Annotated in this window: 20 protein-coding genes; 11 read left to right on the top strand and 9 right to left on the bottom strand. The window is 69.5% G+C overall.

What is annotated here, in order from left to right:
• Nucleotides 1–167 precede the first annotated feature (167 nt).
• Complete coding sequence (locus GAA2_RS13355; RefSeq protein WP_006436501.1) at nt 168–548, top strand: OB-fold nucleic acid binding domain-containing protein; 381 nt, start codon at nt 168–170, stop codon at nt 546–548.
• A complete protein-coding gene (locus tag GAA2_RS13350) occupies nt 545–1,225 on the top strand; it encodes a DUF3159 domain-containing protein (protein WP_024498523.1) in 681 nt (226 codons plus the stop codon). Before GAA2_RS13355 ends, GAA2_RS13350 begins: the two co-directional genes overlap by 4 nt.
• Here GAA2_RS13350 and GAA2_RS13345 read toward each other — a convergent pair.
• Both GAA2_RS13345 and GAA2_RS13340 read right to left on the bottom strand, forming a co-directional pair.
• Entirely contained in the window at nt 1,215–1,877 is a 663-nt protein-coding gene (locus GAA2_RS13345; protein WP_006436503.1) for a potassium channel family protein, read from the bottom strand. The genes GAA2_RS13350 and GAA2_RS13345 overlap by 11 nt on opposite strands.
• Before the next feature lie 17 nt (nt 1,878–1,894).
• Entirely contained in the window at nt 1,895–2,560 is a 666-nt protein-coding gene (locus GAA2_RS13340) for a potassium channel family protein (protein ID WP_006436504.1), read from the bottom strand.
• A gap of 78 nt (nt 2,561–2,638) precedes the next feature.
• On the opposite strand from GAA2_RS13340, the gene GAA2_RS13335 reads away from it, so the two are divergent.
• From GAA2_RS13335 to GAA2_RS13320, 4 genes are all read left to right on the top strand, one after another.
• Entirely contained in the window at nt 2,639–4,654 is a 2,016-nt protein-coding gene (locus GAA2_RS13335) for an APC family permease (RefSeq protein WP_191834406.1), read from the top strand.
• Entirely contained in the window at nt 4,651–5,943 is a 1,293-nt protein-coding gene (locus GAA2_RS13330) for a class I SAM-dependent RNA methyltransferase (protein WP_191834405.1), read from the top strand. The genes GAA2_RS13335 and GAA2_RS13330 overlap by 4 nt, the downstream gene beginning before the upstream one ends.
• A 122-nt stretch (nt 5,944–6,065) precedes the next feature.
• Nucleotides 6,066–8,024, top strand: coding sequence for a 1-deoxy-D-xylulose-5-phosphate synthase (gene dxs / locus GAA2_RS13325; protein ID WP_159404842.1), 1,959 nt, complete (start codon nt 6,066–6,068; stop codon nt 8,022–8,024).
• 13 nt (nt 8,025–8,037) lie between these two features.
• Complete coding sequence (locus GAA2_RS13320) at nt 8,038–9,135, top strand: glutamate--cysteine ligase (RefSeq protein ID WP_159404843.1); 1,098 nt, start codon at nt 8,038–8,040, stop codon at nt 9,133–9,135.
• Nucleotides 9,136–9,157: 22 nt separating this feature from the next.
• On the opposite strand, the gene GAA2_RS13315 is transcribed toward GAA2_RS13320, so the two are convergent.
• The 3 genes from GAA2_RS13315 to GAA2_RS13305 all read right to left on the bottom strand — a co-directional run bounded on the left by GAA2_RS13315 (nt 9,158) and on the right by GAA2_RS13305 (nt 11,600).
• Complete coding sequence (locus GAA2_RS13315; RefSeq protein WP_024498528.1) at nt 9,158–9,586, bottom strand: SRPBCC family protein; 429 nt, start codon at nt 9,584–9,586, stop codon at nt 9,158–9,160.
• Nucleotides 9,587–9,666: 80 nt separating this feature from the next.
• Entirely contained in the window at nt 9,667–10,941 is a 1,275-nt protein-coding gene (locus tag GAA2_RS13310) for an HRDC domain-containing protein (RefSeq protein ID WP_191834404.1), read from the bottom strand.
• Between the two features lie 5 nt (nt 10,942–10,946).
• Nucleotides 10,947–11,600, bottom strand: a complete 654-nt coding sequence (locus tag GAA2_RS13305; protein WP_191834403.1) for a DUF3000 domain-containing protein — start codon at nt 11,598–11,600, stop codon at nt 10,947–10,949.
• A gap of 131 nt (nt 11,601–11,731) precedes the next feature.
• On the opposite strand from GAA2_RS13305, the gene hemE reads away from it, so the two are divergent.
• Genes hemE through GAA2_RS13285 form a run of 4 tightly spaced genes read left to right on the top strand, consistent with a single transcriptional unit; the run spans nt 11,732 to nt 15,490 of the window.
• Entirely contained in the window at nt 11,732–12,793 is a 1,062-nt protein-coding gene (hemE, locus tag GAA2_RS13300) for a uroporphyrinogen decarboxylase (RefSeq protein WP_006436512.1), read from the top strand.
• Entirely contained in the window at nt 12,793–14,202 is a 1,410-nt protein-coding gene (locus GAA2_RS13295; protein ID WP_191834402.1) for an FAD-dependent oxidoreductase, read from the top strand. The genes hemE and GAA2_RS13295 overlap by 1 nt, the downstream gene beginning before the upstream one ends.
• A gap of 38 nt (nt 14,203–14,240) precedes the next feature.
• Nucleotides 14,241–14,936 carry a hydrogen peroxide-dependent heme synthase gene (hemQ, locus tag GAA2_RS13290; RefSeq protein WP_191834401.1) on the top strand — a complete coding sequence of 232 codons (696 nt, stop codon included), beginning with the start codon at nt 14,241–14,243 and terminating at the stop codon, nt 14,934–14,936.
• A gap of 32 nt (nt 14,937–14,968) precedes the next feature.
• Nucleotides 14,969–15,490: a hypothetical protein gene (locus GAA2_RS13285; protein ID WP_024498533.1), complete on the top strand. Its 522-nt coding sequence runs from the start codon at nt 14,969–14,971 to the stop codon at nt 15,488–15,490.
• 10 nt (nt 15,491–15,500) lie between these two features.
• Here GAA2_RS13285 and msrB read toward each other — a convergent pair whose 3' ends face one another.
• The 4 genes from msrB to GAA2_RS13265 form a co-directional block, all read right to left on the bottom strand.
• On the bottom strand, nt 15,501–15,938 hold the full coding sequence (gene msrB / locus GAA2_RS13280) for a peptide-methionine (R)-S-oxide reductase MsrB (RefSeq protein WP_024498534.1): 438 nt from the start codon (nt 15,936–15,938) through the stop codon (nt 15,501–15,503).
• Nucleotides 15,939–15,986: 48 nt separating this feature from the next.
• Nucleotides 15,987–17,261, bottom strand: coding sequence for a glycosyltransferase family 87 protein (locus GAA2_RS13275; RefSeq protein WP_024498535.1), 1,275 nt, complete (start codon nt 17,259–17,261; stop codon nt 15,987–15,989).
• A 70-nt stretch (nt 17,262–17,331) separates the two neighbouring features.
• The gene (locus GAA2_RS13270) at nt 17,332–18,900 is read right to left on the bottom strand and encodes an alpha/beta hydrolase (protein ID WP_236577607.1); all 1,569 of its coding nucleotides are present in this window, start codon (nt 18,898–18,900) and stop codon (nt 17,332–17,334) included.
• Nucleotides 18,901–18,950: 50 nt separating this feature from the next.
• The gene (locus tag GAA2_RS13265; RefSeq protein WP_024498537.1) at nt 18,951–19,769 is read right to left on the bottom strand and encodes a dihydrofolate reductase family protein; all 819 of its coding nucleotides are present in this window, start codon (nt 19,767–19,769) and stop codon (nt 18,951–18,953) included.
• Nucleotides 19,770–19,804: 35 nt separating this feature from the next.
• Between GAA2_RS13265 and zapE the strand changes: the two genes are divergently transcribed.
• Complete coding sequence (zapE, locus tag GAA2_RS13260; RefSeq protein WP_024498538.1) at nt 19,805–20,818, top strand: cell division protein ZapE; 1,014 nt, start codon at nt 19,805–19,807, stop codon at nt 20,816–20,818.
• Nucleotides 20,819–20,866 lie beyond the last annotated feature (48 nt).

The following is a 20,866-nucleotide window of genomic DNA, read 5'->3' as shown; positions in this document are numbered from 1 at the left end:
GATCATCCCCTAGGGTGTCCCGGGACTGCGGGTGAGCCCCGGTCGTCCACGTTGTCACCGGCCGATGCCGGGTCTACGCTGGCGGACAGTCACCGATCAATCGTTCGGTGGCCACGGACGCTGACGCGAAAGCCTGGTGCCCGGCTGAAATCCATTGGGAGGTTGGGATGCCCACCACTGCTGGTTATCTCAAGCGTCTGACCCGCCGACTCACCGAAGATCTCGGGAACGTCGAAGCGGAGCGAATCGCGGAGGAGTCGAAGGCGACGGGCGCACAACGCGCGTCGGACTGCACTCGCGGCGAGGAGGTCACCATGCACGGTGAGCTGCGTGCGGTGGAGACGTGTTCACGCGCGGCCAAGGCCGGCGTGAAGGCGGAGTTCTTCGACGGCTCCGACATCGTCATGCTCAAGTGGCTGGGCCGCAATCGCATCGCGGGTATCGAACCCGGCCGCAAGGTGACCGTGCGGGGACGTCTCGCCCTGCAGGACGGTCACAAGGTGATCTACAACCCCTACTACGAGCTGCAGGGCAGCGACGACGAGTGACACCCACGAGCGACACCGGCGAGCCGGGTGACGAGTCCATCGGCCACGACGTCGAACCGGATTCGGGTCCCGCCCCGACCCCGACGGTGCTCGAACAGATCGGCGGCGTCTCCGGGCTGATCTACTCCACGGTTCCGGTCGTGGTGTTCGTACCGGTGAACTCGTTCCTCGGCCTCCGGGCCGCCATCGTCGCCGCGCTCGCCGCCGCAGCCCTCGTCTTCGGCGTGCGGATCATCCGCCGCGAAGGTCTCACCCCGGCGATCTCCGGCCTCCTCGGCGTCGCGATCTGCGTGTTCATCGCCAGTCGCGTGGGGGACGCGAAGGGGTACTTCCTGTTCGGGATCTGGACCACTCTCGTCTACGCGGTGCTGTTCGTGGTCTCCATCCTGGTGCGCTGGCCCCTGATCGGCGTCGCCTGGCATCTGGTGAACGGGCAGGGGACCGCCTGGCGAAGGCATGGCCGGACGCTGCGCGCCTATGACATCGCCACCGCCCTGTGGGCACTGGTCTTCGCGGCACGCTATCTCACCCAGTCCGAGCTCTACGACCTCGGCGCCACCGGATGGCTGGCCTTCGCGCGGATCGCGATGGGATGGCCGCTGACGGCCCTGGCGGTGCTCGCGACCGTCCTGCTCGTCCGCCGCGCGGTCCGCGAGGAGGAGACCGTCAGCGCGTGATCCGCATGGCGTCGTAGAGCGCGGGTTCCGCCTCGGCCGGCGCGATGAAGACCAGTTCGTCACCGCCCTCGATCGGGTCGTCACTCTGCGGCACGATGACACGCCCGCCGCGCAGGATCGCGACCAGTGCCACGTCCCGCGGTAGCTCGAGCTTGCGGACCGGCTTGCCCGCCACCGGTGTGTTCGCGGGCAGGGTGAGTTCGACGAGATTGGCCTGGCCCTGTCGAAAGGTCATGAGCCGGACCAGATCCCCCACCGACACCGCCTCCTCGACGAGGGAGGCGAGCAGGCGCGGGGTCGAGACCGCGACGTCGACACCCCAGTCGTCGCCGAACAGCCATTCGTTGCGCGGGTCGTTGACCCGGGCAACGACCCGGTTGATCGCGAACTCGGTCTTGGCGAGCAGGCTCACGACCAGATTGGCCTTGTCGTCACCGGTCGCGGCGATCATCACGTCGAAGGTCTGCAGTTGCGCGTCCTCGAGCTTCGTGAGCTCGCACGCGTCGGCGAGAATCCACTTCGCGCCCGGCACCGCGTCCGGGTCGACGTGGTCGGCCTTCCGCTCGAACAGGGTGACGTCATGCGAGTTGACCAGGAGTTCGCGGGCGATCGAGCGCCCGACCGCGCCGGCTCCGGCGATGGCGACCTTCACGGATGACTCCTCGTCACTCAGGATTCGGGATGGGTGAACGGTTCCGCGGCGACTCGGCGCGCGTTGACCAGATTGTCGAGCAGGACGGCGACATAGATCACGTCGTCCTGCTGGAGAACGGTTTTGGCGTCGGGCAGGACCGGTCGGCCGACCCGGTTGAGGAAGGCTACGCGGGCACCGGTCTGTTCCTGGAACCTGCCCACCGAGACCCCGATCCACGACTCGTGGACGTCGACCTCGGCGACCGCGAGCGAACCCGACGGGTCACGCCACTCAGCCGTCGCCGTCTCACCGAGCGCGGAGACGAACCGCTCGGTCGTCCACGGCACCGTGGCGACGGTCGGGATGCCGAGCCGTTCGTAGACCTCGGCGCGTTTGGCGTCGTAGATGCGTGCCACGACACGTTCGACGTCGAAGGTCTCCCGGGCGACCCGCGCGGCGATGATGTTGGAGTTGTCACCGGAGGAGACCGCGGCGAAGGCGTCGGCGTGCTCGATCCCGGACTTCACGAGGATGTCCCGGTCGAACCCCACGCCGGTGATCGTGCGGCCCGCGAAGTCGGCGGACAACCGCGAGAAGGCGGACGGGTCCCGGTCGATGATCGCGACGTCGTGTCCGCGTTTCTGCATCGCCATCGCGAGCGACGATCCGACCCGCCCGCAACCCATGATGACTACCTGCACGACATTCCTCTCCCGATGCGGCGTGCGTGCCGCGAGTCGAACCTACCCGCCGCGACGCGGACGCTCTAGGGTTGCCTGGTGTCCACCGTCTCCAAGGTGTCCGTTGCGACGAAGCGACTCCTGCTCGGCAGGCCCTTCCGCAGCGACAAGCTGGGCCACACCCTGCTACCCAAGCGCATCGCCCTCCCGGTCTTCGCCTCCGACGCGATGAGCTCCGTGGCGTATGCGCCACAGGAGATCTTCCTGGTCCTCTCGGTCGCCGGGATCACCGCTCTCACCTTCACCCCGTGGGTTGCGATCGCCGTCGCCGTGGTCCTCGCGGTGGTGGTCGCCAGCTACCGGCAGAACGTGCACGCATATCCGTCGGGTGGTGGCGATTACGAGGTCGCCACCGTCAACCTGGGACCCAACGCGGGCCTCACCGTCGGCAGCGCCCTGCTCGTCGACTACGTCCTGACCGTAGCGGTGTCGGTGACCTCGGCGGCGGAGAACATCGGTTCGGCCGTTCCGTTCGTCAACGAGCACAAGGTCTGGTTCTGCGTCGGGGCGATCGTGATCCTGGCGGCGGTGAACCTGCGCGGCATCAAGGAATCCGGAGCGGTGCTGGCCATCCCGACCTATGCCTTCATCGTCGGCGTGCTGGGCATGCTCATCTGGGGCTTCACCGAGATCTTCGTCCTCGGCGAGGAGATCCGTTCGGAGACCGCCGACTTCGGAATCGTGGCGGAACAGGACAACCTCACTGGGCTCGCGCTGGCGTTCCTCGTGGCCCGATCGTTCTCCTCCGGGTGTGCCGCGCTGACGGGGGTCGAGGCCATCAGCAACGGCGTACCGGCCTTCCGGAAACCCAAGTCGCGCAACGCCGCGACCACGCTGCTGATGCTCGGTGGCTTCTCGATCACCCTGCTGCTCGGCATCGTCCTCCTCGCCCAGGAGATCGGCGCGAAGTACGTGATGGATCCCGCCCAGGACCTCGTCGGCGCCCCCGAGGGTTATCAGCAGAAGGCGATGATCGCGCAGCTCGCGCACGCGGTGTTCGATTCGTTCCCGGCCGGTTTCTTCTTCGTCGCGACCGTGACGGCGCTGATCCTGTTGCTGGCCGCGAACACCGCGTTCAACGGCTTTCCGGTGCTCGGTTCGGTGCTGGCCCAGGATCGATATCTGCCGCGGCAGCTACACACCCGTGGTGACCGGCTGGCGTTCAGCAACGGCATCCTGTTCCTGGCGGTCGCGGCGATCATCTTCGTGGTCGCGTTCGGCGCGCAGGTGACCGCGCTGATCCAGCTCTACATCGTCGGCGTGTTCGTCTCGTTCACGCTGAGTCAGACCGGCATGGTGCGGCACTGGACGCGTCTGCTGCGCACCGAGACCGACCCGAGTGCCCGGCGCCGGATGGTGCAGTCGCGGGTGGTGAACTCGATCGGCCTGGTGATGACGGCGACGGTCCTCGTGGTGGTCCTGATCACGAAATTCACCGCGGGCGCGTGGATCGCGGTGCTGGCGATGGTCTCGATCTTCGTCCTGATGAAGCTGATCCACCACCACTACGCGTCGGTACAGCGTGAACTCGATCGGGCCGAGACCGACGACGAGGGCGTGCTGCCCAGCCGGACGCATTCGATCGTTCTCGTGTCGAGTCTGCACATGGCCTCCAAGCGTGCCCTGCGCTATGCCCGGGCGACGAGACCGGACGTCCTCGAGGCGATCACGGTGAACGTCGACGACCGCGACACCCGCAAACTCGTGTCCGAGTGGGAGGCCAGCGACATCACGGTCCCGCTGAAGGTCATCGCCTCCCCGTACCGTGAGATCACCCGGCCGGTGATCGACTACGTGCGGCGGGTGCGCCGGGAGTCGCCGCGCGACGTGGTGACCGTGTTCATCCCCGAGTATGTCGTCGGACACTGGTGGGAGCAGATCCTGCACAACCAGTCCGCGCTGCGGCTCAAGGGGCGCCTGCTGTTCGAGCCCGGGGTGATGGTGACCTCGGTGCCCTGGCAGCTCACGTCGTCGGATCGCCGCAAGGAGACCAAGAGGTACTGGGCGCCGGGTGAGACCCGCCGCGCCCTCGGCGAATCGGAGCGCACCCCATGACGCCGTCGCCTCCGGCGCGCCGGGTCGAGGTCGCCGTCGACCGTCCGGCGAACGGCGGGGAGGCGGTCGGCCGTGCCGACGGCCGGGTGCTGTTCGTACGCGGCGCGATCCCCGGTGAGCGTGTGGTCGCCGAGATCACCGACGACCGTCACGACTCGTATTGGCGGGCCGAGGCCGTGGAGATCCTCGACCCGTCGCCGCATCGGATTCCGGTGGCGTGCCCGGCGGCGGCCGGGGGAGCGGGATGCTGCGACCTCGGGCACATCGAACCCGGGCATGCGCGCGATCTGAAGCAGGCCGTGCTGCTCGACGTCCTGAGCCGGGTCGGCCATCTCGACGAGGCGACGATCGCCGACACCGACCTCGCGACCCGCGGGGTCGACCGGTTACCCGGGGCCGACACCGGCTGGCGCATCCGGACGAGGCTGGCCGTCGACGGACGTGGTCGCGCCGGGCAGCGCGCGTTCCGCGGTTCCGCGGTGATCCACGACGTCTGCGTACAGCCGGCGGCGGGGATGGTCGACGACCTCGCCAGTCGCCGGTTCACGCCGCACGCCGAGCTGGCGGTGGTCCTCGACGCCGACGGCACCCGTCACATCACCGAACTCGCGCCGATCGCCGAGGTTCGTCACGGCGACCCCCGCCGGCGCGCTCAGCAGAACCGTCGGCGCCGTTCCCGACCCCGCGCACAGGTCGTCGTCGAGGGCGCCGAGTTCGCGGTGCACCGCGTCGGCGGCCGCTCGTGGAACATCCCGGTGACCGGATTCTGGCAGGCGCACCGCGCCGCGCCGCAGACCTACGCGGACACGGTGGTCGGTTTCGTCGGTGAACATCTCGACTCCGCCCCCCGGGTCGCGTGGGACCTCTACGGCGGTGCGGGGGTGTTCGCCGGCGCGCTGCTGGACACCTTCGACACGGGCCTCGACGAGGTCCACATCGTCGACTCCGACGCCGGTGCGCTGGCGGCCGCGTCGGAGACCTTCGCCGACGACGGCGACCGCGTGGTCACCCACCGGGGTGAGGTGGCGGCCCGGATCCACGCCCTCGGCGAGGCGCCCGACATCGTCGTCCTCGATCCGCCGCGCACCGGTGCCGGCGAGCGCGTCGTCGACGCGATCACCGCCGCCCGACCGGCCGTGGTGGTGCACGTGGGCTGTGATGCGGCGCGGTTCGCGCGTGATCTCGGTCTCTTCGTCCGTTCCGGATATCGCGTCGCGCAGGTCCGCGGCTTCGACGCTTTCCCGCTGACACACCATGTGGAGGCGGTCGCGTGTCTGGTGCCGGCCTGAGCCGTCACCCGCGGTGTGGGTCGGTCGACCATCCGCGGGGCGGGGTGGATCCGAATGCTTCCGTAGACTGACGGGTTATGGGCCGGGGGTGTCTCCGGCGGCGTCGCGCGATGGAGGAAACGATGAGTGTGCTCGACCGGATCAGCTCGCCGGCCGATCTGCGGTCACTGTCGGAAGCGGAGTTGGAGACTCTCGCCTCCGAGATCCGGACGTTCCTGATCGAGAAGGTGGCGGCCACCGGCGGCCACCTCGGACCGAACCTCGGGGTGGTCGAACTGACCCTCGGGATCCATCGTGTCTTCGACTCACCGCACGATCCGATCCTCTTCGACACCGGCCACCAGTGCTACGTCCACAAGATCGTGACCGGCCGCAAAGACGGGTTCGACAGTCTGCGCCAGCGTGGCGGCCTGACCGGCTACCAGGAGCGCGCGGAATCCGAACACGACTGGATCGAGTCCTCGCACGCCTCGGCGGCCCTTTCCTACGCCGACGGCCTGGCCAAGTCCTTCGAACTGACCGGGCAGCCGGACCGAACCGTCGTCGCGGTGGTCGGCGACGGTGCGCTCACCGGCGGTATGTGCTGGGAGGCGATCAACAACATCGCCGCGTGCAACCGGCCCGTCGTGATCGTCGTCAACGACAACGGCCGGTCCTACGCGCCGACCATCGGCGGCCTGGCGAGCCACCTCTCGGGTCTGCGCCTGCAGCCCGCCTACGAGAAGTTCCTCGACGAGAGCAGGCGCGTCGTCAAGCAGATGCCCGTGGTCGGCGAACCCGCCTACGCGGTGCTCCACGGTGTGAAGAGCGGCCTCAAGGACCTGCTGGCGCCCCAGGCGATGTTCACCGACCTCGGCCTCAAGTACGTCGGACCCGTCGACGGACACGACATCGGTGCTGTCGAGTCGGCTCTGCGGCATGCCCGTGACTTCGGCGGCCCGGTCATCGTGCACACCGTCACCCGCAAGGGCATGGGCTATGCCCACGCCGAGAATCACGTGGCCGATCAGATGCACGCCACCGGGATCATCGACCCGGTCACCGGCCGGCCCACGAGCGTCGCCCCGCAGGACTGGACCAAGGTCTTCTCCGCGGCACTCCTCGATGCCGGCGCCAACCGTCCCGATGTCGTCGCGATCACCGCTGCGATGCCCGGACCCACCGGACTGACGCCGTTCGGCGAGCGCTACCCGGACCGCATGTTCGACGTCGGCATCGCCGAACAGCACGCGATGACCTCGGCGGCGGGCCTCGCCCTCGGCGGCCTGCATCCGGTCGTGGCCATCTACTCGACCTTCCTCAACCGCGCGTTCGACCAGCTGCTGATGGACGTCGCGCTGTTGAGACAACCGGTCACCCTCGTCCTCGACCGGTCGGGCATCACCGGACCCGACGGGCCCAGCCACCACGGCATGTGGGATCTGTCGCTCATGGCGATGGTTCCCGGCCTGCGGGTGGCCGCGCCGCGTGACGCGGTCCGGCTGCGCGAGGAGTTCGACGAGGCCCTCGGCGTCGACGACGGCCCGACCGCGCTCCGTTTCCCCAAAGGTGCGGTGCCGGAGGACATCCGGGCGGTCGAGCGACTCGACGACGGTGTCGACGTGCTGCACCGCAGCGACCACGATCTCGGTCCGGCGACCGGCGACGTGCTCATCGTCGCGGTCGGCGCCTTCTGCAGCCTGGCCGTCGACACCGCAGAGCGCCTGGCCCGGCAGGGCATCGAGGCCACCGTCATCGACCCGCGCTGGGTGCTGCCGGTCGCGACCTCGGTGGTCGAGGTCGCCCGTCGTCACCGCCTGGTCGTGACCCTCGAGGACGGATGCGTCAGCGGTGGTGTGGGATCGGCTGTCGCGGGAGCACTCTCGGCGGCCGAGGTACCGGTTCCGGTGCAGATCAAGGGCATCCCGCAGACATTCATCGAGCACGCCTCGCGCGGGGAGATCCTCGGCGAGCTCGGTCTGACCGCCCAGGACCTCGCCCGTTCGATCACCGCGACGGTATCGGGGATGCAGGCCGGTCCCGCGCTGGAACGCCAGCTCGAGAACCCCGCCGATCCCGCGGAGAGCCGCGCCGAGGACTGACATCGGAGGACACGTGGCCGGGCTGCCGCCGCTGGGTGTCGAAGAGGAATTCGTCCTCGTCGACCGCGAGACGGCACGTCCCGTCGCACGCAACCGCGAGGTGGCCGCGGCGGCCTCGGCTCGTGGACTCGACCTCGCCCTGGAGCTCACCTCCTGTCAGGTCGAGATCGCCACGCCGACCTCCGACACCGCCGAGGAGATCGGCGATCACCTGTACCGACTGCGGAGCATCGTCGCGGCGGCCGCCGACGACGTGGGGGTCGACGTCGTCGCATGCGGACTGCCGCCGCGGGTCCCGGAATCCTTCCCGGTGACCGACACGCCCCGGTATCGCGCGATGGCCGGACGATACGGCATGCTCGCCCACGAACAGGGCATCAACGGTTGTCACGTCCACGTCGGCGTACCCGACCGGGACGCCGCCGTGGCGGTGTGCAACTGGCTGCGCCCGTGGTTGCCCGCGCTGCTCGCCCTGACGGCCAACTCCGTGATCTACCGTGATGCCGACTCGGGTCACGCGAGCTGGCGGTCGGTGTTGTGGTCCCGATGGCCGGCCGCGGGTCCGCCGCCGCACCTGCGATCGGCGGCCCATTTCGCCGAGCTGGTGGAGCTGCTGGTGGCGACCGGTGTGATCCTCGACCCGCACATGCTCTACTGGGATGCCCGGCCGTCGGATCATCTCCCGACCGTGGAGATCCGCGTGGCCGATGTGCAGATGCGGGTGGACGAGGCCCGGGCCTTCGCCACGATCGTCCGCGCCGCGGTGATGACCGCGCTCGACGACGTGGAGCGCGGGACCGAATCTGCCTCGGCCACACTCGATCCGATGCTGCTGGCGGCCGCCTACTGGAAGGCGGCCCACGACGGTCTCGACGGTGACGCACTCGATCCCGTGACGGGAGGGCGCATGCCCGCCTGGACCAGGATCTCCCAGCTCGTCACCGTGATCGGACCGGCGCTGAACCGGTTGGGACAGCGCGAGGAGGTCGACGCCGCGCTGCGCCGGACGTGGAGCGAGGGGAACGGCGCGTCACGTCAGCGGCGCATCTTCCGCGAGACTCATTCGGCGCCCGCGATCACCCGCGCGGCCACCGTGCGCGTCGACCGGTGACGGTCGATCTCGGCCCGGGCTTTCAGCGCAGGGTGGCGAGATTCGAGATCGACTTGTGCACATCGGACTCCAGCACCCTGGCGACCAGGCTTCCGACGGGTCCGTTGAGCAATCCGCCGGACACCTCGGCGGACAGATCGAAGTAGGAACCGTCGGCGATCTCGTCGACCTTCATGGCGAGGTCGATCTGGATGCCGCCGCGCCCGCTGCCGGCGAGCGCGATCAGCCTGGGCTCGTCGTATTGCGTGACGGTCCAGTGGATGACGTTCCGGAACCCCTTCACCTTGATCAGCGACGAGACCTTCGTCCCCTCGTCGATCGTGTCGGGGACCGGGGACTTCCAGCCGCCGAAGATGGTCATCCACTCGTCGAATCGCGAGAGGTTGGCGGCGAGTGCCCAGGCCGCGCTGGGGTCGAGGTCCGAGTCGATGCCGACGGAGACTGTGGCCACTGAGTGCTCCCATTCCGTGAGGTCGTGCCTGGTGCGAGGTCGTGCCTGTCGGGGAGTCTCTTACCCAGGTCGGCCGCGGCCTATTCGGGTCCGTCGCCGGTCTCGGTCGCGCCGCCCCCGCGTAGGGCCTCGGTCAGCGCATCGACGCTCAACCGCCGCTGCCAGGGACGGGCTCCGGCGGCGGCGAGATGCGCGTCCACCGCCTCGGTGGTGACCGGTTCCCGCAGTCCGTCCCAGCACAGCTGGCGGACCACATCGGGGGCGAGGAGGTTCTCCACCGGGAGGGTGCGGCTCTCGGCGACCTCTTTGAGAGCCGGACGCACCTTCTGCATCCGGGCCGCGGCCTCCGGGTTGCGCTGTTCCCAGCGACTCACCGGTGGCAGTCCGGGGCCGTTGGTCTTGCGGGCCGGCAACTCGTTGTCGGGCAGTTCGCGGGCCCGTTGGAGGGCACTGAGCCAGATCCCGGCCTGGCGTCGCTGGCGGGGACCGCCGAAGATCGGCAGGCGGGTCAGCTCCGAGTTGGACCGGGGGTCGGCGGTGGCGGCGTTCACGATCGCGGTGTCGGGCAGCACCCGGCCCGGGGCGACATCCCGCCGTTCGGCCAATTCCTCACGCGCCATCCACAATTCGCGCACCGCGGCGAGGGCGCGGGCGGACTTCACGGTGTGGATGTTCGAGGTCTTGCGCCATCGGTCGGTGCGTGGCGGTGCCGGCGGACGGGACAGGACGTAGGCGAATTCCTCACGAGCCCAGCCGTCCTTGCCGGATTCGGCCAGCGCCGCGTCCATCGCGTCCCGCAACTCGACCAGAACCTCGACGTCGAGCGCGGCGTAGTTCAGCCATTCGTCGGGGAGGGGCCGTCGCGACCAATCCGCCGCACCGTGACCCTTGAGCAGGCCGAGGCCGAGGAACTGGGCGACCATGGCCGCCAGGTTCACCTTCGCCAGGCCGAGGAGTCGACCGGCCAACTCGGTGTCGTACAGCTCGACGCACTCGAAACCCAGCTCGCGCAGACACGGGAGGTCCTGATCGGCGGCATGCAGCACCCATTCGGGACCGCGCAATGCGTCGATCACCGGGGCGAGGGCCCCGGGATCGGCGATGGGGTCGAGCAGGAAGCTGCCGGCACCGCGTCGTTTGATCTGGATCAGATACGCACGCTGCGAATAGCGGTAGCCGGAGGCGCGTTCGGTGTCGACGGCGATGGGGCCCTCGCCCGCCGCGAGTGCTCGCGCCGCGTCGGCGAACTCCGCCGCGGTCGACAGCACCGGCGGGACACCGCCGGCGGGCGCGAGCAGCGGCTCGACCTCGGGAGCCTCGTCCTCCGGCGTCGGGTTCTCTGGTGGTGTGTCCACGGTGCTCACGTCGCGCCGAGTCGGGTCACGCCCGTCGGCGGGAGGCCGGCAGCCGATGCCAGCACCTCGCAGAACGCTTCGAGGTGTCCGTTGAGACCCTCGGCGGTCAACGCGGTCCACGACGCGCGGACCTCGAGCTGGTGGGCGCGCGGCGGTCCGGCGATGTCGCCGTAGCGCACCGACGTGGTGGAGGTGACGGTTCCACCGAGCGCGGTCACCTCGATGCGGCGGGCGGTGCCGTCGAGGGACGGGCCGTTCCCGGAGTGCTCGGGGGTGCTGCTCTCGCCGACCGGCACACCGAGGGCGTCGGACAGCCAGCTCCAGGCCACCTCGGGCAGCAGCGGATCCATCGCCAGTGCGGCCTCGACCTCGGCCTGCAGATAGGCGACGAGGCGGATCGTGCCGTTCCAGGCGTCCTGACCGGCGGGGTCGTACAGCAGGATCAGTCGTCCGAACGCGGAGCCCTGGGAATCGGTGGGAACGACGTCGGGGTCGTCCGGCGGGCGCACCTCGGCGCCGACCGCGTAGCTGTACGGCGCCAGGCGCTGCGGCGGGCGGATGGGCCCGACCTCGATCTCACGGCGGACGCGGGCAGCATGCAGCGACTCCACCGCCGCGCGGAAATCACCAGGCTCGTCCGGAGCTCCCGAAGAAGTCACCGTTCGACCGTAGGTGTGTCGCGCCTGGCAGCGGCGGAGGCGCGCCGGTTCACCGCCCCCGGAAATGGGGACGCGGGGTGAAGTCCCTGCCCTGATCCGTGCGGAACGTCGACATGGCAGAGTAAGCGGTGATGTCGAACGTAACTGGTACTCGGGTCCATCGGTCGCACCTGCCGCTCGTCGCCGCGGCCACGGGTGGGACTCCGTCACGCCGTCCGGTGTGGTTCATGCGGCAGGCGGGCCGTTCCCTGCCCGAGTACCGCGCGATCCGCGCGAACCACGGGATGCTCGAATCGTGCTTCGACGCCGAGTTGGTGTGCGAGATCACGATGCAGCCCGTCCGCCGTCACGACGTCGACGCCGCGATCCTGTTCTCCGACATCGTCGTGCCGCTCAAGGCCGCGGGGATCGACCTCGACATCGTGGCCGGGACCGGCCCGGTGATCGCCGAACCCGTGCGGTCGGCGGAGGCCGTCTCGCGCATCCCGCGTCTGGAGCCCGCCTCGGTCGGGGCGATCTCCCACGCCATCGAGCTGTTGCTCGCCCAACTCGGCGACACCGCGCTGATCGGCTTCGCCGGTGCGCCGTTCACCCTCGCCTCCTACCTCATCGAGGGTGGGCCGAGCCGCAATTACGAGCGCACCAAGGCGATGATGCACGGCGATCCGGAGACCTGGGCCGAGCTGATGGCGCGCCTGGCCGACATCACCATCGCCTTCCTGCAGGTCCAGCTCGAGGCCGGCGTCGACGCCATCCAGCTCTTCGACTCCTGGGCGGGCATGCTGTCGGCCGCCGACTACCAGCGTTTCGTGGCGCCGCACAGTGCCCGTGTCCTCGCGGAGGTCGCCGGGTACGGGGTCCCGCGCATCCACTTCGGCGTCGGGACCGGCGAGCTGCTGGCGCCGATGGCCCACGTCGGGGCCGACGTCATCGGTGTCGACTGGCGGGTGCCGCTCGACGAGGCCGTACGGCGAGTGGGACCGGGCAAGGCGGTCCAGGGCAACCTCGACCCGACGCTGCTCTTCGCGGGACCGGAGGTCGTGGAGAGCGAGGTCCGCCGCGTGGTCGCCGACGGTGACCGGGCGATCGCGGCCGGCGCCGTCGGCCACATCTTCAATCTCGGCCACGGGGTGCTTCCGGGTACCGATCCGGATGTCCTCACCCGCACGGTCGAACTGGTCCACAGCCTCTGATGAGTGCCGGGCCCCGGATCGCGGTCGTCGGCGGAGGTGTCTCCGGCCTGACGGCGGCGTACCGACTGCGGCGCGAACTCGGCGCCGACGCACGTATCGACGTTCTGGAAGCGGGTGAGCGGCTCGGCGGCGTCCTGCACACCACGACGGTCGGCGGACAGGCCGTCGACGTCGGGGCCGAGGCGTTCATCGTGCGGCGGCCGGAGGCTCTCGGCCTGGTCGACGAACTCGGGCTGGGGGATCGGGTCGTCTCACCGACCGGGCGCCGACCGGCCGTCTGGTCCGGCGGTCGCCTTCACCCGCTGCCGACGCCGGCGGTGATGGGTATCCCCGCGACGCCCGACGCGGTCGCCGGCCTCGCCGATCCGGCCGACCTCGAACTCATCCGCACCGAACCCGATCGCCCCTGGCACTGGGACCCGTCCGCGGACCCGACGGTCGGGGACCTCGTGACCGAACGTTTCGGCCCATCGGTGGTCGCCCGCAGCGTCGATCCCATGCTCGGCGGAGTCTATTCGAGCCTCGCCGGCGACATCGGTCTCCGGGAAGCACTGCCCGCCCTCGCCGCGCGTCTCGACGCCGGTGTGGCGAATCTCACCGACGCCGTCGCCGGTCTCGTCGCCGACGCCACCGGCTCGGGTCCCGTCTTCGGCACCCTCGTGGGCGGTTACCGGGTCCTCCTCGACGCCCTGCAACAGGCTGCGGCGGTGCGGCCTGAGCTCTGCGCCCACGTCCGTGAGCTCGAGCCGACTGCCACCGGCTGGACGCTGCACGTCGGCGGTCCTGCACGCGACGACGTCCGCGACTACGACGGTGTGATCCTCGCGATCCCCGCCTGGATGGCCGGCCACCTGCTGCGTCGTTCGCTGGCCGACTTCGCCGCCCCGCTGCGGGCGGTACAGGGCGCGTCGTCGGTGGTGATCTCGATCGCGCTCGCCCCCGGAACCCCGCTTCCCGATCACTCCGGGGTCCTGGTCGGCACCGGAGAAAGTCTGCGCGCCAAGGCCTTCACCCTCAGTTCGCAGAAGTGGGCGCATCTGTCACACGACGACGCGCCCGTCTCGGTCCGGGCGTCGTTCGGCCGGTTCGGTGCCCCGGTGCCGAGCGTCGACGACGAACCCGGCGTCGACGACCGATTGCGGACCGAGGCACTCGAGGACCTCGACGAGGTCTGCCGGGCCGCCGGCGTGGCACCCGCCTCGCCGCACGTCGTCGACACGTACGTGCAGCGCTGGACCGACGGCCTGCCCGTGTACGGACCGGGACACCTGGCCGCCATGGCGCGGCTCGCCGCGGCCCGCCCTCGCCGTCTCGTGCTCGCCGGCTCGTCGTATGCGGGCGTCGGCGTCCCGGCCTGCATCGGACAGGCCGGATGCGCGGTGGCGGCGCTGCTCACCGACCTGACCTGACTGTTCGTCCGGGCGGACACGGTGGCACCATGTGAGATATGGCCCGCTTGGATTACTCAGAACTCAACTCGACGATCCGTTACCTCATGTTCTCGGTGTTCGCTGTCCGCCCCGGCGAGCTCGGCACCGACCGTGACCAGGCGAAATCGGATGCCGCAGACTTCTTCAAGTCTCTCGAGGACACCGGTGTCGTGGTCCGCGGTGTGTACGACGTGTCGGGTCTCCGCGCCGACGCCGACTTCATGATCTGGTGGCATGCCGCCGACGTCGAGTCCATCCAGGCCGCCTACGCGAAGTTCCGTCGCGAGACGGTTCTGGGACGCGCCTGCAACCCGGTGTGGAGCAACGTCGCCCTGCACCGTCCCGCCGAGTTCAACAAGAGCCACATCCCGGCCTTCCTCGCCGGTGAGGAAGCGGGCAACTACATCTGCGTGTACCCGTTCGTGCGGTCTTACGAGTGGTACCTGCTTCCCTACGAAGAGCGTCGCAAGATGCTCGCCGACCACGGCAAGGCCGCCCGCGAGTACAAGGACGTGCGCGCCAACACGGTGTCGTCGTTCGCGCTCGGCGACTACGAATGGCTGCTCGCGTTCGAGGCACCCGAACTGCACCGGATCGTCGACCTCATGCGCGACCTGCGCGCCACCGAGGCGCGGATGCACGTCCGCGAGGAGACGCCGTTCTTCACCGGGCCCCGCGTCGAGGTCTCGGCGCTCATCGACGCCCTGCCCTGAACCCGGGATTCGGTGGCGGCAATGCGTGCTCTGTGCGCATTGCCGCCACCGCTTTCGGTGTCATCATCGGGATGATGACGCTGGTTGCATGCGGTGGCGGAACCGGCTCGACTACTGATCGCTCCCATGACGTCGCGCGTACCGGCACCAGTCCTTGCGTCGACGCCGAACTTCACGCGAATCTGTCCGTCGATGAGTACAAGGTCGCGAGAATCGACTACCGCCGGGCGGAACCCGCGTACTCGTCGGCCACCCCAGAGCAGCAGGCCGAAGCCGAGTTCGCGCTTCATCGCCCGTTCGTCGAGGCGACCCCGCCAGGGGCGCAGGCACGGTATGCGCGTCAGGTCTGCACGGACCTCGAGTGGCTCGGCATCTTGCGGTCGCCGCAACTGAAGACCGCCGCAACAGGTTTCGGCTACTACGACTGCGCGTCGGCGAGCCACCCGAATGAGGCCGCCGGCGACGGCAACGCGAAGGAGCTTCGCGACGCTTATCGCCGGATCCACATCGCGGCCAGGACCACGCTGTGCCCTCAGGCGGAGGGCACCAGCTGAGGGTGCCGTGCTACTCGGCCGGCTCGAGCTTCAGGCTGATCGAGTTGATGCAGTAGCGCAGATCGGTGGGGGTGTCGTAGCCCTCACCGGCGAACACATGGCCCAGGTGACTCCTGCAGTTCGCGCAGAGCACCTCGACTCGCGTCATGCCGAGCGAGTTGTCCTCGACCTCGATGATCTTGTCGCCGGCGAGGGGGGAGAAGAACGACGGCCAGCCGCAGTGGGATTCGAACTTCTGCTCGCTGCGGAACAGCTCCGCATCGCACGCCCGGCAGCGGTAGACGCCGACCGTCTTGGTGTCGGTGTACTCGCCGGTGAAGGGTGCTTCGGTGCCGGCCTGGCGCAGAACCCGGTACTCGGCCGGGGTGAGGCGCTGCTTCCACTCCTCGTCGGTGAGGTTCGCCGGGTTCGTGGCGGGTGCGGTGCTCTCGGGCGTGCTGTCGGTCATGTCGTCCACGGTAGCGCGGGACGCGACAGCGTCGCGCTCAACGCTGTGCTAGACGGACTTCGACAACGACAGCTCGTCGTCGGACTTCGTCGCCGGCGCCGGGGGAGTGTCGGACTCCGACCGCATCACGGCATCCTCACCGGCGACGCCGTCGGAGCGCATGTCGAGGTAGCGGAACAGCAGCGAGCAGAACACCGCGATCATCAGCAAGGACCAGCCCCAGGTCACCTTGTTGTACTCGACCATCCAGCCGAAGGCCGTCCACCGCTGCGAGTAGAAGCTGTCGAAGGTCATGCAGCCGTACACGCCGAGCCAGGCCGGCCAGTTGCGCATCGCCGATCCGGGCAGCAGCACCGTCATGAGCAGCGGGAACAGCAGCATCGAGTAGTAGCCCTGGCCCAGCGAGCCGACGAGGAAAGTGGTGCCCAGCAGCACACCCGACGACGTCGCGAGCCACAGCAGTTCGTTGGTCTTGCGGTAGTAGCGGTACAGGAACCACAGCGAGAACGCGGCCATCAGCACGAACGCGACACGCAGCAGCAGCACCAGCCACGGTGCGACCCCGAAGTAGGCGCCGTTGCCGGCGATCGAGCTGTTGTAGTAGTCGCGGGCCTCGCCGAGGTAGGGGACGGTCCGGCTGATGAAGGCGTCGGCATCCACCGACAGCGGCCACGCGATCACCGTCAACACGAGGGGGACCGCGATGGCGAAGGCGAACACCCGCCACTGCCGGTTGAGCAGCGGCAGCAGCAGCAGCGGCGCCAGCACGGGTTTCACGGCCAGCGTCAGACCCATCGGGATGCCCGCCCACCAGTCGTGCCGTGAGCGCATCAGCATCAGGAAGGCGATCATGCCCAGCAGGACGAACGAGTTGAAGTTCGTGAAGATCAGTGTGTGCGAGACGGTTTCGGTGAAGAAGAAGACGAACAGGACCGTCGGCATCACCCATGAGTCCAGGGCATAGCCGAACATCCGGGTCAGCAGGTAGGCGCAGATCAGCAGGGCCCCGACGCTGACCGCGATGAACGCCCAGCGTGCGCGTTCGTAGTCGATGACCGCGACCGGCGCCATCAGCAGGGTGCCCGACGGCGGGTACAGGTAGTGCGGGTCGACCGTGGCGTAGTTCTCGCCGTAGACCGGCAGGTTGTTGAGGAAGTTGTAGGCCGCGGCGTACACCGGCTTGAAATCGTCGGTGCGGTCGCCGTTGACGCCGAGGAACACCGACCGGTGCACGACCATGAGCAGGCTGATCGGCCACAGGATCATCGGGATGATCCGCTGCGCGCTCATCTGGGGATACAGATACCTGTCGAGATTGGCCACCCGCGCACCGTACTACGGTCGGCCTCGGACACTCCGCAGAACCCTCCGGGCTGCACCGGGTCGGACCCGGTCAGGTGGGGCAACCGCGCTGGGTCGGCCCCCCGAGAGGCGTCTTGGTCACGTACTCGGCCGCGACCTGGGCCGCGCAGGCGCTGCGACCCAGCACCGAGAAGCCCAGTCCGTCCCAGCTGACGGTGACCGGCTCGGCCCCGGCGTTCATGAACAGCGGGACGAGTGTGCTCGCGCCGTTGCCCCCGTTCACCGGGTCCCGGGTGCCGTTGAGGATCAGCGGGTCGGCGGGCAGCGATGACGGCGGGCGCACCGCGGTGCCCGACGCCCAGCCGTTGCAGCGCACCAGCGACAGCGCGCTGTCGGAGCCGGTCAGCGGACTCTGCTTCGTCCAGGCCTCGACGAGACCGGGGATCTCGTTCTGCCCCACCGGGCCGGTGACGTCGTTGCACCGGGACACCAGGGCGCCGTCACTCATCCGCAGGGTCGCGGCCCGATCTGCGAGCCGGACCAGCGCGGTCGTGTCGCCTCGGTCGGCGGCGGTGATGGCGCGGGACAGGTCGAGCAACGCGTCGGGACGGTCCGCCGCGAGGGCGAGCGTGGTGGTGATGGCGTTCAGTGCGGTGGTGTCCGACAATCCGTCGAGGCGTCCGGCACGCGCCTTGGCGAGCAGCCCGGTCATCACCCCGACACCGTTCGTGCCGAGCGTGCAGCCGTCCAGTGCGGAGCATCGCTGGGCGAAACCCTGCAGCGCCGTCTGCACACCCTGGGCGCGCAGGTTGGCCCTGTCCCGAGCGTTGGCCCCGAAGGGGGCGGGGGTGTCGAGGATGATGCGTCCCGCTCGGCCCCCGTACAGGGAGGCGTAGGACAGCACGACGTCGGAGCCCTCGCCGACGCCGATGAGGCCCAGGTGTTCGACGCCCCACCGCTGCCGAAGTGTTTCGAGGTCCGCGGCGGCGAACTGTGCGCCGAAATTGAGTTGGTAGGGCGTCAGGGTCTCCGTGCACCCGTCCGAGGCCGACGAGGCGGCCGAGGCGAGGCGGGAGATGCGCGCCTGGGTGGTGGTCCCACGCGTGGTGAGGCCGTTGTCGGCGATCGTGCTCCGCTCGAGCCGGGTCATGCAGTCCAGGTCCCCACTCTGGGGGATGCCGCGATGATCGACGGCCACCACCGGGTGGGCGTCCAGGAACGCCCGGCCCGGACCGGTGGACATCACCATCAGGGTTCGCGACGACGGGAGATCCGATCCCGAGGTGAGCACGAGCGGCGGGGCGCCGGCCGGCGTCGCCGCGGTACGGGCCCGGGTCGCCGCGATCCTCACGACCTCGCCGTCGGGCTTGTTCCGGTCGACCGGGGAGTCGAACTCCGCACATTCGATGGTCACCCCGGCCGGGCGGGCGATGCCGTAGCGTCCGCTGGTGCCGGCGGCGCAGTCGGTCCACTCGAGATCGGTCTTCGGTACGGCCAGCGCCGGCGCCGGGGGTGGAGCCGACGACGATGCGGTCGGGCCCTCACCGCCGCCGCCACCGGGGATGAGTTCCGGACCGCGGTCGGGGCCCACCGCGCACGACGACACGACGATCGCGACGATCACACCCAGGACAGCCGTGACGGCGTGCGCTCTTCGCATGACCGCGAGCGTAGTCAACGACTCCCGACGACGACCGTGCAGTGATCGGTTCAATGGATGGACGACCGGCCGTGGCGCAACCAGCGCGTGAAGACGTAGCCGTCGTCGTCGGTGATGATCGCGGCCGGCGTCATCGCCTTGAGCGCCGCCGTGTCCTCGTCTCCGTCGCCGGCGCGGACCGCGATCCGGCCGGCACGTCCGCCGGCCAGGTAGGGGCTGGTCGTCAGGCACAGTTCGTCGAGCAGGTCGTCGGCGATGATCGAGCCGAGCAGGCTCGGCCCGCCCTCGCACAGCACCCGCGGCCGGCCACGGTCCCCGCAGGTCGCGATCAGCGTCGACGTCTCGACATCGTCCTCGCCGCAGTCGACGAGGGTGGCGCCGGCGTCGACGAGCGCGGCGCGACGATCCGCCGGAGCCGACGCGCAGGTGAGCACCACGGTGTCGGGGTGGCTCAGCGGTGGGTAGTCGGGCGGCACCGAGAGCGAGCGCGACACCAGGGCGAGCGCGGGGGCGGGTTCCTGTCCGTTCTCCTCCCGGAGCTCGGCGAACGCATCGTCGGGTTTCGGCTGGCGATAACCCTCGGTGATCGCGGTTCCGGCACCCACGAGGACCACGTCGGCGAGTCCGCGCAGCACGCGGAAGACGGTCTTGTCGCCGTCGCCGCCGAGGCCGCCGGACTTCCCGTCGTGCGTTGCCGCGCCGTCGATCGAGGACACCATGTTGGCCCGGACGAACGGTGCCGCGGCGCCGGGACCCGCCGCCGGACGTGGGGGGTACCGATAGTGTTCGGCCAGCGCGAGGAGGGGCTCGGGCCCCTCCCGGTCGGCATCTGCGGATGTGACCTGGGTCGCTTTCTGCAGGTGGAACATGCATCCATCATTCCGTGGATCGCTACTCTCCACACATGGCGGCCCGACTTTGCGATCGCAACCCTGCGACCTCGCCGGATGCACTCATCGACGAGATGGTGCCTCCGTCGACCTTCGACGACGTGAGTTTCGACTCCTACATCCCCGATCCGAAGGAGCCGTCGCAGGCCCAGGCGGTGGCCAAGGCCCGCGACTTCGTCGCCCGCGCGTCGAAGGCGCGCTCGGGCAAGAAGGGCCTGTTCTCGCGCAAGGCGCCCTCGCAGGGGATCGGGCTGTACCTCGACGGTGGGTTCGGCGTCGGCAAGACCCACCTGCTCGCCTCGATCTACCACTCGATGCCGGAGCCGAAGTCGTTCGCGACGTTCGTCGAGGTGACCCACGTGGTCGGCGCGCTGGGGTTCGTGAACGCCGTCGAGCGGCTCTCGCAGCACACGGTGCTGTGCATCGACGAGTTCGAACTCGACGATCCCGGCGACACGATGCTGGTGTCCCGGCTGCTCACCGAGCTCACCGCGAAGGGCGTGTCGGTCGTCGCCACCTCGAACACCCTGCCCGGCCAGCTCGGCGAGGGCCGCTTCGCGGCGCAGGACTTCCTGCGCGAGATCCGCAAGCTGTCCGCCGTGTTCGAGACCATCCGCGTCGACGGCCCCGACTATCGCCACCGCGACCTCCCGCCCGCTCCGGACCCGCGCACCGAGGGTGAGCTGGTCGACATCGCCGAATCCACCGAGGGTGCGACCCTCGACGACTTCGACGCCCTGTGCGATCACCTGAGCACGCTCCACCCGTCGAAGTACAAGGATCTCGTCGACGGCATCTCGCTGGTGTGCATCACCGGTGTGCACCCCGCCAAGGATCAGTCGGTCGCCCTGCGGCTGGTGGTGCTCGCCGACCGCCTCTACGACGCGCACATCCCGGTGACGGTGTCCGGCGCCAAGCTGGACGAGATCTTCACCGACGAGATGCTCGCCGGCGGTTACCGCAAGAAGTACCTGCGCGCGACCTCTCGTCTGCTGGCGCTGTCGCGCTTCGCCGAATCGGCCGTCTGACAGGCACTTACGGCCTTCTCCGAAAAGCGCCCCTGGAAACCGCCCGGT

Source organism: Gordonia ajococcus, assembly GCF_012974285.1.
Lineage (GTDB): Bacteria > Actinomycetota > Actinomycetes > Mycobacteriales > Mycobacteriaceae > Gordonia > Gordonia amicalis.
Note: the sequence above shows the minus strand (reverse complement) of the source record. Positions and strands in the feature narration are given on the sequence as shown.